We start from the raw sequence: 13,422 nt of genomic DNA on the forward strand, positions 1-13,422 counted from the left end.
GTGCACGACTGGACAGAGCACCTGAAGGCGGCCACCGTCGCCCTCGAACTCCCGGACGGCGACGGGTACGGGACCGGCTTCGTCATCGCCCCCGGAGTCGTGGTGACCTGTGCCCATGTCGTGGCGGGCGCGCGGAGCGTCCGGGCGCGGATCGTCGGAACGGGCCTGGAGCTCGCGGTCACGCTGTCGGACGGGGAACAGCACAAGGCCGCAGGCGGACTGGACCTGGCGTTCCTGCGGTTCGACGCGGCCGCCGCCCGCACCGGCGTGGTCCTCACGGCCCCCGCCCTGTCGCCCGGTGACCGCATGCGGGCCCACGGCCACCCGCAGGGGCACTACCGGCCGGGCCAGTGGGCCGCGCTGGAATACCTCGGCGACTCCCGGCTGAGCTTCGACGACCCGATGCCCATGCCGCGCGGCTACGGCACACCGGTCGGCGAGGGCTACAGCGGCAGCCCCGTGGTCAACGAGCGCACCGGTGCGGTCTGCGGCATGCTGGCCCGCTCCGACCTGGCCGGCAGCGCCCACCTGGTGCCCGTCGCGGAGATCCTCGCGCGCTGCACGGCACCGGAGCCGCCGGTCGCCTGGCTGCGGACACTGAGCGACGAACAGCTGCGGGCGGGCGGCTTCCGCCACCCGGGCCCCGGCCTGCGGGACTACCTGGAGGCGGCACGGGCCGAAGCGGACGAGCACCCCTACGCGGTGCTGCTCAGCGGCACCCGGGACATCCCGCTGTCCACGGTGTACGTCCAGCAGGACGCGTCCGACACCAAGGACGCGCCGGAGCGGCAGCCGGGCGAGCGGAAACAGCCCGCCGCCGAGAGCGTGCTCGGCAGCCACCGCCATGTGCTGTTCACCGGCGGCGCGGGCGCCGGGAAGTCCAGTCTGCTGCGCCGGCTGACGTACACGGCCGCCGACGCCTGGCTGGAGGACCCGGGGGCCGCACCGTCGTACATACCCGTGCGCGTGGCCGCGGACCAGCTCGGCGACCGCCCCGTCCCCGAGGCGCTGGCCGAGGCCGTACGGCGGGACCTCCCGGGCCTGCGCCGGTCGCCGTCCGCCGAGCTGTTCGCCTCCGCTCCGCTGCCGGGCGTGGACTGGCTCGTCTGCGTCGACAGCCTGGACGAGGTGCTGGACACGAACAAGCGGAACAAGGTCATCCAGCACATACAGGTCTGGGCGGCGCGCGAGCCGCACATGCGGTTCGTGGTGGCCAGCCGTTCGCTGGTCACCTCGGAGATGCACAAGCTGAAGTCGCTCCAGCGGTACACCCTGCTCGAGTTCGGGGACGAGGAGATCCGGAAGGTCGCACGGGCCTGGTTCGAGGCGCTGGAGGTGACGGACCCGGCACGGCGGGCGCAGTGGCTGATCGCCGACCTGCGCCACGGGCGGCTCAGCGAGGTCGCCAAGAACCCGCTGTACCTGACCATGATCTGCATCGTCACGGCCACGGGTGACCTGCCGCGCAACCCGGCGGAGCTGTACGCGCGGTTCATCGAGCTGCTCCGGCGCAAGGGCGCACAGCACCTCGGGAACGGCGGAGCCGGCGGGTACGGCATCACCCCCGCGCTGCTGTCCCGGGTGCACGACGTGCTGAGCCCGGTGGCCGAGCGGCGGCAGGCCGGGGACACGCGCCCCCTGCTGGACCAGGTACTCGACCTGCTGTCCGCCGACGGCCGGGGCGAACCTCCGGAACGGGACGTCGTCCTGCGCGCGCTGACCTTCACCGGGCTGGTCACGCAGCGGTCGGGCAGCCTGTCCTTCCTGCACCACACGATCCAGGAGTACCTGGCCGGCCAGGCCATCGCCGGACGGCTGGACCCGGGCGATCCGGAGGCACTGCGCACCCTGCGCGAGGCGATCGACACCGAACGGCCGAACGTCATCCTCTTCATGGCCGCGGCGTGGCGCGCCCGGGGACACGCGCTCCACGATTTCCTGCGCACCGCCGTACGGGCGGGCGGCTGGCGGGAGCTGCTCCTGTGCGCGACCATCCTGAGCGACGAGGCGAGCACCGAGCGGGAACTGGTGGCGTGGTTCGCGCGGGCCGTGATCAAGCTGCACGGGCGGGAGGTGTCGGCCGGTGGGGACCTGCGGGACAGCACGGTCCTGGCCCGGCTGTACGCGGTGCTCCACGAGGAGGACCTGCGGGACATCGTGCGTGACCGCACCATCCCCCACCAGCCGCGTCTCGATGCCCTGGACACGTACGTGCGGCGCGTGGGCCGCAAGGCGTCCGACCTGGCCGGCGCGTTGGCCGGTGAGACGGACCTCCCCGTGCGGCAGCGCATCACCGCCGCCAGGCTGGCCGCCACGGCGGGCGATCCCTCCACCGCCCTCGACCGGCTGTCGGCCCTCACGCGGGACCCCTGCCAACCGCCTGGTGGCCGGCTGCTGGCTGCCACGGCGGCGCTGCGCCTGGACGGCACCGCCGCAACGGAGCCGCTCGCCGGCCTGTTGGCCACGGCCACGGACCTCGACGAGACCGACATCTTCTCCGTGGTGGGGACCATCGGGTACGCCACGGACCGGGACACGGTGACGAGACTGGGCGAAGCCCTGGCGGCCAACCCGGTCCACGACCGGATCAGTTCGCACCGGTTCCGGCACATGCTGGGGTCCTTGCTCCGGAACACGTCACCCGAGGTACTGGAAGGCCTGGCCGAGGACGCCTCCGCGCCCCCGTACCTCCGCGTCAGAGCACTCTCGGCGCACGGCCCCCTCGCACACACGGTGCTGGACGACCTGCTCCGTGACGCGACCGCATCGGATTCACTCATCCAGTCCGTCCTTCACAGGTGCGATGATCCGCGCCTCGTCGCCGAGGCCGCACGCGACAGCAGGCTGGGCCACTTCACCCGCCGGACCGCCGTCGAGCGGCTAATGGAACTCGGCCGACTCGACACAGCACGCTCCTGTGTCGATGCGTTGTTGTCCGACGCGCCGGATCAGGCCGACGCCATCCGGCTCTCCGGCACTCTTCTCGACCTGGGAGAGGTGGCCAGGGAAAGGGAGCTCATGCTCTCCGCCTTGACCGACGCGAAGCGAACCGTGAGCGATCGGCTGACCTGCGCCGCACGTCTTCTTCAGGCCGGAGAGGTCACGGAGGTGCGTGGCACGCTGACGGCACTGGTCACCGACCCCGACGTGGCAGCCTCCGATCGGTGGTCGGCCGTCCAGCTCCTGCACAAGGACACCGCCGAGCACGAGCCCTTCTCCCGCCTGGCAGCCGACGGCACTCTGCCCACCTCGGTACGCCGCCGGGTCGCGGAGCACCTCCTGGCCACAGGGCGGCGGGACGCTGCCGCAAGCGTGCTGCGCGCGCTGGCCGACGACGTCCTGTCCGGCACGGTGGGCCGCATCGAAGCCCTCGCCGAACTGGCCGAGATCGATCTCCGCACGGCCTCCGAGACACTCCACCGGATGCTGGACGAGCCCGGGATCCTGGACGAGCAGCTGGGGCAACTGCTGGAACTCGCCGACGCCTGCCTGCCGGACACCCCGCTCCGCGGCCGCATCGAGGCACTCCTGGACGACGAGACCGTCCCCGCGGCTTCCCTCCTGGCCATCGAAAGGCACCACACCGAGTACCGGGCTGCCATGGTCCCGCTGATGCGGCGTGCGCTCGCGCGGATCGCGGACGACCCTGACATCGACCCCGGTCCCCGATACCAGGCCCTCGCGTACTCCATCGGCTGGATGCCCTACGCGCAGTGGAGACAGCGCATGGCCACGCAGGGCGGCGCCGATCCCTTGCTCCGCCTCAGCATGCACGTCGACCAGGCCTCGGTCGCTTCCTACATTCCTTCACCGGGGTTCTGGGAGCTCTTGAGCTTCGGCAGGAGGGGGCAGGACGAGTTCGACACCCCGACGGGTGTCCTTGCGGGCGTGGACCCCGGAGCGGCTCTGGCCCAATGGCTCGAACTGTTGAGAGCGCGCGAGGTGTCAGCCGTCACCACGCTCCGCCCCCTGTACCGGTTGTTCCGCGAGGAAGGCCCGCAGCGTGAGGTGGACGCCCTCCTGCTCGGTTGGGCCGAGGACCCGCAGGCGCCCCTGACCGACCGGATCGCCGCGGTCGAGACCGGCGACGGCACGCCGACGGAACTCTGGTACCCCCTCGCCGCCGACCCCACCACCCCACCCGAACTCAGCGTCCGCATCTGCGAGTCGCTGCCCACCAGCGGTGCCCACAACCGCATCCCCCTCACCCGCGCCCTGGCCGCCGGCCCGGCCGCTTCCCTGTCCGTCAGGGCGAAGGCCGCCGCGCTGCTGGCCGAGGACCTCGGCGAGGAGGGCCGCGCCCTCCTCCGTGCCCTCTCCAACCCGCGCACCACGGACCCGGAGGCGCACCTCGCCGCGGCGGCCGCCTGGGAGAGCCTGGACGTGGGCAACGAGGTGGTGGCCGCCTGCCGCCGGGTGCTGGACGCCGGGGGCGCGACGGCCGGGCAGCGGGTGCGGGCGGCGCAGGCGCTGGCGCGCTACCGTCCGGTGCGGCACCTCGCCGTGCGCGCCTTGCGGGACACGCTCGCGGACCCGGCCGCCCCCGTGGCCGCCCGCGTCGAGGCCGCGGAGGCGCTCCTCACCCTCCGGGCGACCGCCGACGCCCACCTCGGGCTGTTCCGCCTCGCCCGGGAGACGGGTCCGGGCGAGGCCCTGCGGGGACGGATGCTGGAACTGCTCCCGCCGGACCTGCGAGCCTGCGTCGAAGCGCCGGCCACGTGAGGTCGCGTCCGAGCGCCGGCCCCGTGAGCCCGCGGCGACGCGCGGGACAGCGGCCTCGGACGTTCCGGGTCGCGGGCGGGAGAGGCCGGGTCGTCGAACGGACGAGCGGCCGGGTGTGCCGTGCCCGCCCCCTCGACGCGCGGCCCGCGACCGGGCACAGTTCTCCCTGCCCGTCTTCCGTACCCATGAGTAACGAGGAGCGCCTGTGAGCAGTTGGGCCGGCCGGAGCGCCGCCGAGATCGCCGCCGCCGTCCGCGAGAAGCGGGTCACGCCCCGGGAGGTGGTGGCCGGGCACCTCGCGCGCATCGAGCGGCTCGACGGCCGGATCGGGGCGTTCCGGAAGGTCCGGGCGGAGGCGGCGCTCGCCGAGGCGGACGAGGTGGCCGCCCGGACCGACCTGACCGAACTGCCGCTCGCGGGCGTGCCGTTGGCGGTCAAGGACAATCTGGCGGTGCGCGGCGAGTCGTGCCGCAACGGTTCCGCCGCCACCCTGGACGTGGCGGCCGCCGAGGACCACGTGACGGTGGCCCGGCTGCGGGCGGCCGGTGCGGTGGTCGTCGGCCTGACGAACGTGCCCGAGCTCTGTGTCTTCGGCACCACGGAGGGCCCGTACGGCACCGCCCGCAATCCGTGGGACCTCTCCCGCTCCGCGGGCGGCTCCTCCGGCGGCAGTGCGGCGGCGGTGGCCGCGGGACTGGTCCCGCTGGCGCTCGGCAACGACGGGATGGGCTCGCTGCGCATCCCGGCCGCCAACTGCGGGCTGGTCACGCTGAAACCGGGCCGCGGGGTGGTGCCGGCGGGGATCGGCGAGGGCGACTGGTTCGGCATGTCGGAGAACGGTCCGCTGGCCACGACGGTGGAGGATCTGCGCCTGATGCTGGCGGTCCTCGCGGACACGGACTTCGCGCGCCAGGAGTCGCGGACGACCTGGCGGATCGCCGCCTCCCCGCGCAGCCCGATCGCCGGGGTGAGCGTGAGCCGGCCGTATACGACCGCGGTCCGGCAGGCGGCCGGTGTGCTGGCACGGGCCGGACACCGGGTGCGGCGGGCCGAGCCGCCGTACCCGCTCTCCCTGGGCGTGACCGCGCTGCGGCACTGGACGGCGGGTACGGCGGTGGACTCGGCGGGTCTGGACCCGGCGCTGCTGGCCCGCCGGACCCGGGTGCACGCGGCTCTGGGCCGCCGTTTCGTCCGCCAGGTGCGCACCGGCCGGGCCCGCGATGCGCTGCGCGCCCGGCTGACGCCGTTCTTCGACGACCACGACGTGCTGCTCACGCCGGCCCTGGCCCGCCGCTCCCCGCAGGCCGGCCCGTGGCACGAGCGCGGCTGGCTGCGGAACATCCTCGCCGACACGGCGTACGCGCCGTTCACCCCGCTGTGGAACCTGACCGGCTGGCCCGCGATGGCCGTCCCCTTCGGCGCCCTGCCCTCGGGCGCGCCGTGCGCCGTCCAGCTCGTGGGCCGGCCGGGAACGGAGGGCGTGCTGCTGAGCGTGGCGGAGGAGCTGGAACGGCTGAGCCCGTGGCCGCGGACGGCACCGGTGGCCGGTGAGCGCTAGGGAGCGTCCCGTCGGCCGGGCCGGATGAGGTGGCGTCGCCGGGGCGCGTACATCGCCTGGATGGTCGGCGGTGGCGAAGTTCCGGTGCCGGGAGGGCCGGCTCCGCGGCCGGTTCCTCGGGGCAGCCCTTCGGCCGGTTCCTCGGGGCAGCCCTTCGGCCGGTTCCTCGGGGCAGCCCTTCGGCCGGTCCTTCGGCCGGTCCTCGGCCGGGGTTTCTCCGGCCGGCATGGGCGTGAGTCCGTCACGCCCATGCGTGCGGCGATCGCGGCGGATCCGACCCTGGGGGGGTCAGTCCACGCTCGGCAGGATGTGGGGCTCGGCGAGGTCGTCCTCGTACCCCGCCAGGCGGATCGGGGCGGACCGGGCCCACACGTCGAGGCTGCCGAGTTCTCCGGGCCTTCGGCCCCTGCGCTCCGTACGTTCCTTGGGGCGCTCGTCGCGATTCGTCTTCTCCGGTGTCACCGCGCACTCCTTATGTGTCGGGTCACCCTCGGGGCGGACCGGACATTACGCGCTCCGGCGCTCGACGCCCGCTCGGGTCTGGATGGAAGGCCAGTTCGGACGCGGTGGCGCCGGCACCTCATAGGCAGAGCAGACCGTGGTCAACCGGCTAGCCCCAGAACGGACGGTGGGTGTGGGTGGGACCCCTGACTGCTGTCCGTCCGCTCCAGGTTAACCAAATGAGCAGGCATCCGCTCGATAGGGAGTGCAAACAAGCTGTAACCAATACGCTTCCGGAGCACTCCAATACCCCTAAATATGGCGCTTTTTGGAACAAGACGCTCACTCGTACGACTTCGTCAATCACCCACTCGGCCTACACTGCCGAACGCCTCTTCGATCCCATACGGCAACTACCGGCCGCACCCGGCGCAGTTCAGGCGCCGTTGGCCGGGCGTCAAGCTCCTCATGGTCGGCTGACGCGGCAACGGCTGTCTCGCGGGAAGGACTGACGCATGGAGCTGCGCAGTGTCGAGGAGCTGATGGATCTGCTGAACGCCGGCCGGCACCAGCACGCGCTGCGCACCGCGGCACTGCTGCGCCGCAGCCGTCCTGCCGACAAGGAGCTTCAAGTGGCGGGGCTGGTGCAGGGGATCGGGCCGGTGCTGAGCCCTGGTGACGCGGCGGCGGGGGCCCGCGCCGCGGCCGAGGCGGTGCGCGCCCTGCTCGGGGAACGGGTGTTCCGGCTGGTGCGCGGGGACGCGGGCCCCGCCGACGACGATGTGCTGCGGCTGCGCCAGGCCGAGGAGGAGGGCCGCACGGCCGGTACCGGCGCGGGCGTGCTGGAGGACTGGCGCACGGTGCTGGAGCTGGTGGCGGCCCGGCACGCGCGCCTCGGCACGGTCGACTGAGGCCCCGCGTCCCGCCGGGTGTGTCACCCGCCCGGCGGCTCACCACTTGCCGGGCGCGTAGTCCTTCAGGAAGACGCCGTACAGGTCCTCGCCCGCCTCGCCCCGCACGACCGGGTCGTAGACGCGGGCGGCGCCGTCGACCAGGTCGAGCGGTGCGTGGAAACCGGCCTCGGCGAGGCGCAGCTTGTCGTAGTGCGGGCGCTCGTCGGTGATCCAGCCGGTGTCGACCGAGGTCATCAGGATGCCGTCGGACCGGAACATCTCCTCCGCGCTGGTCCGGGTGACCATGTTCATGGCGGCCTTGGCGGCATTGGTGTTCGGGTGGCCCGCGCCCTTGTACCCGCGGTCGAAGACGCCTTCCATCGCCGAGACGTTCACGACGTAGGCCCGGCCGCTCGCCGCCTTCTTCGCCGCGTCGGCCATGGCCGGGCGGAGCTTGCTGATCAGGATGAACGGCGAGGTGTAGTTGCACAGCTGGGTTTCGAGCAGCTCCACCGGGGAGATCTGGTCGATCGTCTGCACCCAGGTGTTGGTGTCGACGACGTCCGGCAGCAGGCCGCCCGCGTCGATGGCGGTTCCGTCGAGGTGCCGGGCGACGCTGGCGTTGCCCGCGACCAGGGCGAGGTCGGCGACCTGCTGTGCGTCGAGGCTGCCGGCGCCGGCGGGCAGCGCGGCCGACCCGCCGAGTTCACCGACCGCGCCGGAGTTGAAGGCGCCGATGACGTGGTGCGCGGGCAGCTCGCCGGCGGGCAGCGGGGCGCTCTCGCCCTCGACCAGGGCGGCGTAGGCGGAGGGCAGGCGGCGCACGGTCTGCGTGGCGTTGTTGATCAGGATGTCCAGCGGGCCCGCCTCGGCGACCTGGTCGGCCAGTGCGACGGCCTGGGCCGGGTCGCGCAGGTCGATCCCGACGACCTCCAGACGGTGCATCCAGTCCGCGGAGTCCTCCATCGCCTTGAACCGGCGGATGGCGTCCTTGGGGAAGCGCGTCGTGATCGTGGTGTGCGCGCCGTCGCGCAGCAGGCGCAGCGCGATGTACATGCCGATCTTGGCGCGGCCGCCGGTGAGCAGGGCGCGCTTGCCGGTCAGGTCGGCGCGGGCCTCCCGCTTGGCGCGGTTCTCGGCGGCGCACTTCTGGCAGAGCTGGTGGTAGAAGTAGTCGACCTCGACGTAGCGGGTCTTGCAGATGTAGCAGGAGCGCGGGCGCTGGAGTATGCCCGCGATGCGGCCGTCCTCGACCTTGGAGGAGGGCAGGATGCCCTCGGTCTCGTCGTCGATGCGCTCGGCGGAGCCGGTCGCGGTGGTCTCGGTGACCTTGCGGTCGTGGGCGGTCTTGGCGGCCCGGCGCTCCTGGCGGCGGCGCTGCTTGACCGTGCGGTAGATGTGCGAGGTCGCCCGGCGCACCTTGATCGCGTCGGGGTGGTCGACCTCCAGCCGGTCCAGTTCCTCCAGCACGCTCAGACAGACGGCCAGCCGCTCGGGGTCGATCCCTGGCCCGTACACCATTTCGTCCATGGAGGCGTCCGTGGGCACGTCCATGGACGCCGAGCCGTCCTCTGTCACCGTCATCGCGCTGCCGCTTCCCTGATCACCCGCGCAGCGCTCCGACTCGCGCCCGCTTTCGAACGGGGAATTTTACGGAGCCCCGGCCCACGCGCCAAACCGCTTCCGTGAGCCCTCTGCCACACCCGCTCCCGCGCCACTCCGGGCGCGCTCGGCCGACGCGGACGGCCCCGGCCCACCGGCCCGCCGGGGCCCCCACCCGGTCCGGCCCGTCGAAGGCCGGCTCAGTACGCGCAGGCCGCCAGCAGCGTCTCCACCTCGGCCGACACCGCGGACGCGAACCGGTCCAGGTCCGGCACCGCCTGCGCGTCGGCGACGAGCCCGTAGTGCACGCGCCCGCGATACGTGGAGATCGCGACCGCCAGCGCCTGTCCGGGGGCCAGCGGGGCCAGCGGATAGACCTCGGTCAGCTCGTGGCCGCCGAGCCGGAGCCCGAGGCCGGGCAGTGGCACGCTGGTGACGAGGATGTCGTACCAGAGCCGGGCGGCCTGGCCGACCAGCGGCCCGCCGAGCCGGTGGCCGAGGGCCGGGACGTGGTCGGCCAGCAGGGCCACCGCGCCGGCGCCCCGGTTGGGGCCGGCGTCCTTGTTGCGGACCATCGCGGTGCGCACGGCGTGCAGGCGGCCCAGCGGGTCGGGCTCACCGACCGGAAGCCGTATCAGATAGCCGGAGAGCCGGTTTCCCTGCGGCTGGGCGGCGTGCGGGCGGCGCCGGGAGACGGGGATCAGGGCGCGCGGCGCGACGCCCCTGCTGCCGTCACCGCGTTCGTCCAGCCAGCGGCGCAGGGCGCCGGCGACGACGGCGATGAGGACGTCGTTCACGGTTCCGCCGGCGCTCTTGCGCACGCGGTGCACGTCGTCGATGTCGAGGACGACCCCGGCGGTGCGGCGGGTGCCGCTGGGCGCGGAGGTGAGCGCGGGGCAGGGGCGCATGCCGAGCGTGGACCGGGCCAGCGAGGCGCCGATGTCCAGCGCCCGGCCCATGTCGGACAGCGCGCCCCTGACCAGCCCGGGGACCAGTGCGGGCAGCCGGCGCACGTCGGACAGCAGGCTGCGCGGCGGCTCGATGGCGCGGGGCCCGCGCTCGGGCAGGTCGACGGGGTCCAGGACGCCGGCGGCGAGCTTCAGCGCGCGCAGCCCGTCGGCGAGGGCGTGGTGGAACTTGAACAGCACCGCGAAGGACACGCCGTCCTCGCCGGGCAGTACGTGCGCCTCCCACGGGGGCCGGCCGCGTTCCAGCGGGCGCTCCATCAGCCGGCCGGCGACCGCCTGGAAGTCGTTCGTCGGAGCGTGCAGCCGTACGTGGTTCAGCGGGTCGAAGTCCGGGTCCGTCTCGCGGGCGGCGCCGCCGAAGGCGAGCGGCTGCCACAGGTCGCGGATGCGCAGCCGCAGGCCGGGGACGGCGGCTGCGCGCGCGGCGAGCAGGTCGGCGGCGTGGGCCCCGGCGGTGGGCGAGTGCGCGGCGAAGACGCCGAGGGCCCCGAGGTGCATCGGGTGCCGGTCGGACTCCATGTTCCAGAAGGCCAGGTCGAGTGGAGCGAGCAGGTCGGAAGTCAAGGGCTTGCCTCACGCGTCGACGACGGGTGGACCAGAGCAGTCAATCCCCGGCGACCGATTACGGTCAAGTACGATCAAGCTACGCACAGTTAACGCCAGATTAAGTCCCGCCCCTGCGGAAGGGGCGGGGTGCGGGAGACGGCCGGGGTCACCGCAGGACGGGCGGCGCCGAGGCGGGCGACGTACCCCACTCCGACGGGCGCGGGCCGACCGTGAACGCCAGCGAGCGCAGGGAGCGCAGCGAACCGGTGGTCAGGTAGGTCCGGCCGTGCGGCTTCCCGTCCAGGTGCACGGCCTGGACGTAGCGGTCGGTGGCCGAGGTGCCGGGCGCGGTCACCGTCAGCCGGCCGCCGGGCCAGTAGCGGCGGTCCAGGGCGAGGTCGACGCGGTCGAAGACCGGGGTGGTCAGGCCCCAGGTGTCCCAGCCGGGCTGGACCGGGAAGATCCCGATGGACGACAGCACGTTCCAGGCGGACATGGTCCCGAGGTCGTCGTTGCCGGTCATGCCGGTGGGCCCGTCGGTGAACAGGGTCAGCGCCGCGTGCACCACGTCCGTGGTCTTCCAGGGCTGGCCGGTGGAGAGGTAGGTGTAGGGCGCGATGAGGTCGGGCTCGTTCATCGGGTTGTAGACGGCGGCGTTGTAGTACGCGTACGGATCGCCGTGCACCCAGACCTCGCGGGCCGTCCTCGCCGGGTCGGCGAGCAGCCGGTCGTAGGCGAAGAAGGCGTCCAGGCGGGCGTTGGCCGCGCGCGTGCCGCCGATCAGGTCGACCATGCCCGGGACGTCCTGCGGGACGAGCCACTGGTACTGCCAGGCCGTGCCCTCGTGGAAGCCGGTGCCGAGGGCCGGGTCGGGCGAGCCGGTGAAGGCGCCGGAGGCGTCACGCGCGCGGAAGAAACCGGTGGCGGGGTCGAAGACGTTGCGGTAGTTCCGCGAGCGGGCGGCATAGCGGGCGGCATCGTCGTGGTGTCCGAGGCCGCGGGCCATCTGGGCGAGCATCGCGTCGGCGAGCGCGTACTCCAGGGTGACCGAGGCGCCGTGGTGGTAGTCGGAGTCGCCCATCTTGGCGTACGGGCGGCCCTTGACGTAGGGCGCGAACCCGTGGGCGATGAACTCGGCGTTGGCCTCCCGGCCGATGCCCGGGTACGCGGCGGGCGGCACACCGTCGGCGTTCTTCCTCAGCGCACGGTAGGCGCGCTCCTCGAAGCCCTTCAGCAGACCGGCCTGGTAGGCGGTGGTCAGGAACGGGGTGACCGGGTCGCCGCTCATGACGTTCGTCTCGACCGGGCCGTAACCCCACTTGGGCAGCCACCCGCCGTCCTCGTCGACCGCGACCACCGACCGCGCCATGTCCCGCGCCTCGCGCGGTGCGAGCAGGGCGAGCAGCTGGGCCTGGGTGCGGTAGGTGTCCCACAGCGACCAGTTCTGGTAGTAGGTGAACCCCCGGGCGCGGTGGGTGCGGCGGTCCCAGCCGAAGTAGCGGCCGTCGGCGTCGCTGCCGATGTTGGGTGCGAGGTACGACCGGTACAGCGAGGAGTAGAAGGTGCGGCGGAGCGTGGGCGTGCCGCCCGCCACCCGGACGGCGGCGAGCCGCCGCTCCCACGCCTCGCGCGCGCGGTGGCGTACGGCGTCGAAGGGCCGGCCGCCCTCGGCGCGCAGGTTGGCCGCCGCACCGGCCGCGTCGACGTACGACAGGGCGGTGGTCGCCTCGACCGTGCGGTCCTTCGTGGTGTCGAAGCGGAGGTAGGCCCCGCCGGGCCCGCTGCGGGCGCCCGGGGTGACGGTCCGCCCGTTCCAGGTGCCGTAGGCGGTGAAGGGCCGGCTGAAGCGGGTGATCGTGTAGACCGTGTACGGGCCGGTGTCCCGGCAGAAGCCGTGGCCGGTGATCTCGGTGCGCACGGTGCGGTCGTCGAGGACCTCCACCGCGCTGCTCACCGGTTTGTGCAGCGCCTGGGCCGCGTTGAGCAGGACGTTGGCCTTGTCGGTGGCCGGGAAGGTGTAGCGCTGCACGCCGGTGCGGGCGGACGCGGTCAGTTCGGCGCGGATGCCGGAGGCCAGGCCGACGCGGTAGTAGCCGGGGCTCGCCTCTTCGTCGTCGTGCGAGAAGGCCGCCGCGTACCGGGCGTAGTCCGTCTGCGTGACCTCGCCGGTGGTGGGCAGCACGGGCAGATCGCCGCCGATGCGGCAGCCGACGCCCGAGAGGTGGACCAGGGAGAAGCCGCGGATACGGTTCTGCGTGTAGTCGTAGCCGGTGCTGTGCCCGGTGTCCGGGGAGAGCTGCACCATGCCGAAGGGCACGGCCGCGCCGGGGAAGGTGTTGCCCTCGTTCTGGCTCCCGATGAACGGGTTCACCAGGTCGGTGAGGTGGCCGTCGGTCCGCTCGGCGGCCCGGGCGGCGGGGGTGGCGATCAGCGCCGACGCTGCCATCACCCCGGCCAGGCAGAGCCGCGTGCGCCGGGTCCCTCTCATGTCGGATGACCTCCGCAGGTTGGACATCGTTGCCTGCATCCTGAGGGGCGAAGGCCGCAAACCCGGGCATCCTTGGTGTTTTATCCGGAACGCGTCGCGCGCGGGGCCGAGCCGGGCCGTCCGGTGACGCGCGGCCGGCAAGCCGGTCCGAAGCCTCCCGGCCGGGGGCGGGCCGGGTGTCGCGGGCCGGACACGAGTACGGCG

The 13,422-nt window shown here is 73.4% G+C and carries 7 protein-coding genes; 3 read left to right on the plus strand and 4 right to left on the minus strand.

Features of this window, described 5'->3' with window-relative positions; all coding sequences use genetic code 11:
* Positions 1 to 4,722 carry a trypsin-like peptidase domain-containing protein gene (locus tag ABZ576_RS10180; RefSeq protein WP_360738277.1) on the plus strand — a complete coding sequence of 1,574 codons (4,722 nt, stop codon included), beginning with the start codon at positions 1 to 3 and terminating at the stop codon, positions 4,720 to 4,722.
* A gap of 205 nt (positions 4,723 to 4,927) precedes the next feature.
* The gene (locus ABZ576_RS10185; RefSeq protein WP_360738280.1) at positions 4,928 to 6,280 is read left to right on the plus strand and encodes an amidase family protein; all 1,353 of its coding nucleotides are present in this window, start codon (positions 4,928 to 4,930) and stop codon (positions 6,278 to 6,280) included.
* Positions 6,281 to 6,568: 288 nt separating this feature from the next.
* Here the strand turns inward: ABZ576_RS10185 and ABZ576_RS10190 are convergent, their stop codons facing one another.
* Positions 6,569 to 6,742, minus strand: coding sequence for a hypothetical protein (locus ABZ576_RS10190; RefSeq protein WP_107118423.1), 174 nt, complete (start codon positions 6,740 to 6,742; stop codon positions 6,569 to 6,571).
* Positions 6,743 to 7,236: 494 nt separating this feature from the next.
* On the opposite strand from ABZ576_RS10190, the gene ABZ576_RS10195 reads away from it, so the two are divergent.
* A complete protein-coding gene (locus tag ABZ576_RS10195; protein ID WP_360738283.1) occupies positions 7,237 to 7,632 on the plus strand; it encodes a hypothetical protein in 396 nt (131 codons plus the stop codon).
* A gap of 39 nt (positions 7,633 to 7,671) precedes the next feature.
* Here ABZ576_RS10195 and ABZ576_RS10200 read toward each other — a convergent pair whose 3' ends face one another.
* The 3 genes from ABZ576_RS10200 to ABZ576_RS10210 all read right to left on the minus strand — a co-directional run bounded on the left by ABZ576_RS10200 (position 7,672) and on the right by ABZ576_RS10210 (position 13,218).
* Positions 7,672 to 9,198, minus strand: a complete 1,527-nt coding sequence (locus ABZ576_RS10200; protein WP_360738285.1) for an SDR family NAD(P)-dependent oxidoreductase — start codon at positions 9,196 to 9,198, stop codon at positions 7,672 to 7,674.
* A gap of 218 nt (positions 9,199 to 9,416) precedes the next feature.
* Positions 9,417 to 10,748 (minus strand): wax ester/triacylglycerol synthase family O-acyltransferase, encoded by a 1,332-nt coding sequence (locus ABZ576_RS10205; RefSeq protein ID WP_360738288.1) that lies wholly within the window; start codon positions 10,746 to 10,748, stop codon positions 9,417 to 9,419.
* Between the two features lie 148 nt (positions 10,749 to 10,896).
* On the minus strand, positions 10,897 to 13,218 hold the full coding sequence (locus tag ABZ576_RS10210; protein ID WP_360738291.1) for a GH92 family glycosyl hydrolase: 2,322 nt from the start codon (positions 13,216 to 13,218) through the stop codon (positions 10,897 to 10,899).
* Between the last annotated feature and the right edge of the window lie 204 nt (positions 13,219 to 13,422).

The organism is Streptomyces sp. NPDC013455, assembly GCF_040632975.1.
Lineage (GTDB): Bacteria > Actinomycetota > Actinomycetes > Streptomycetales > Streptomycetaceae > Streptomyces.

What these genes read in the sequence shown, in the direction of transcription:
- ABZ576_RS10195 (WP_360738283.1), top strand. Translation starts at nt 7,237, where the DNA reads ATGGAGCTGCGCAGTGTCGAGGAGCTGATGGATCTGCTGAACGCCGGC.
- ABZ576_RS10200 (WP_360738285.1), bottom strand. Translation starts at nt 9,198, where the DNA reads ATGACGGTGACAGAGGACGGCTCGGCGTCCATGGACGTGCCCACGGAC.
- ABZ576_RS10210 (WP_360738291.1), bottom strand. Translation starts at nt 13,218, where the DNA reads ATGAGAGGGACCCGGCGCACGCGGCTCTGCCTGGCCGGGGTGATGGCA.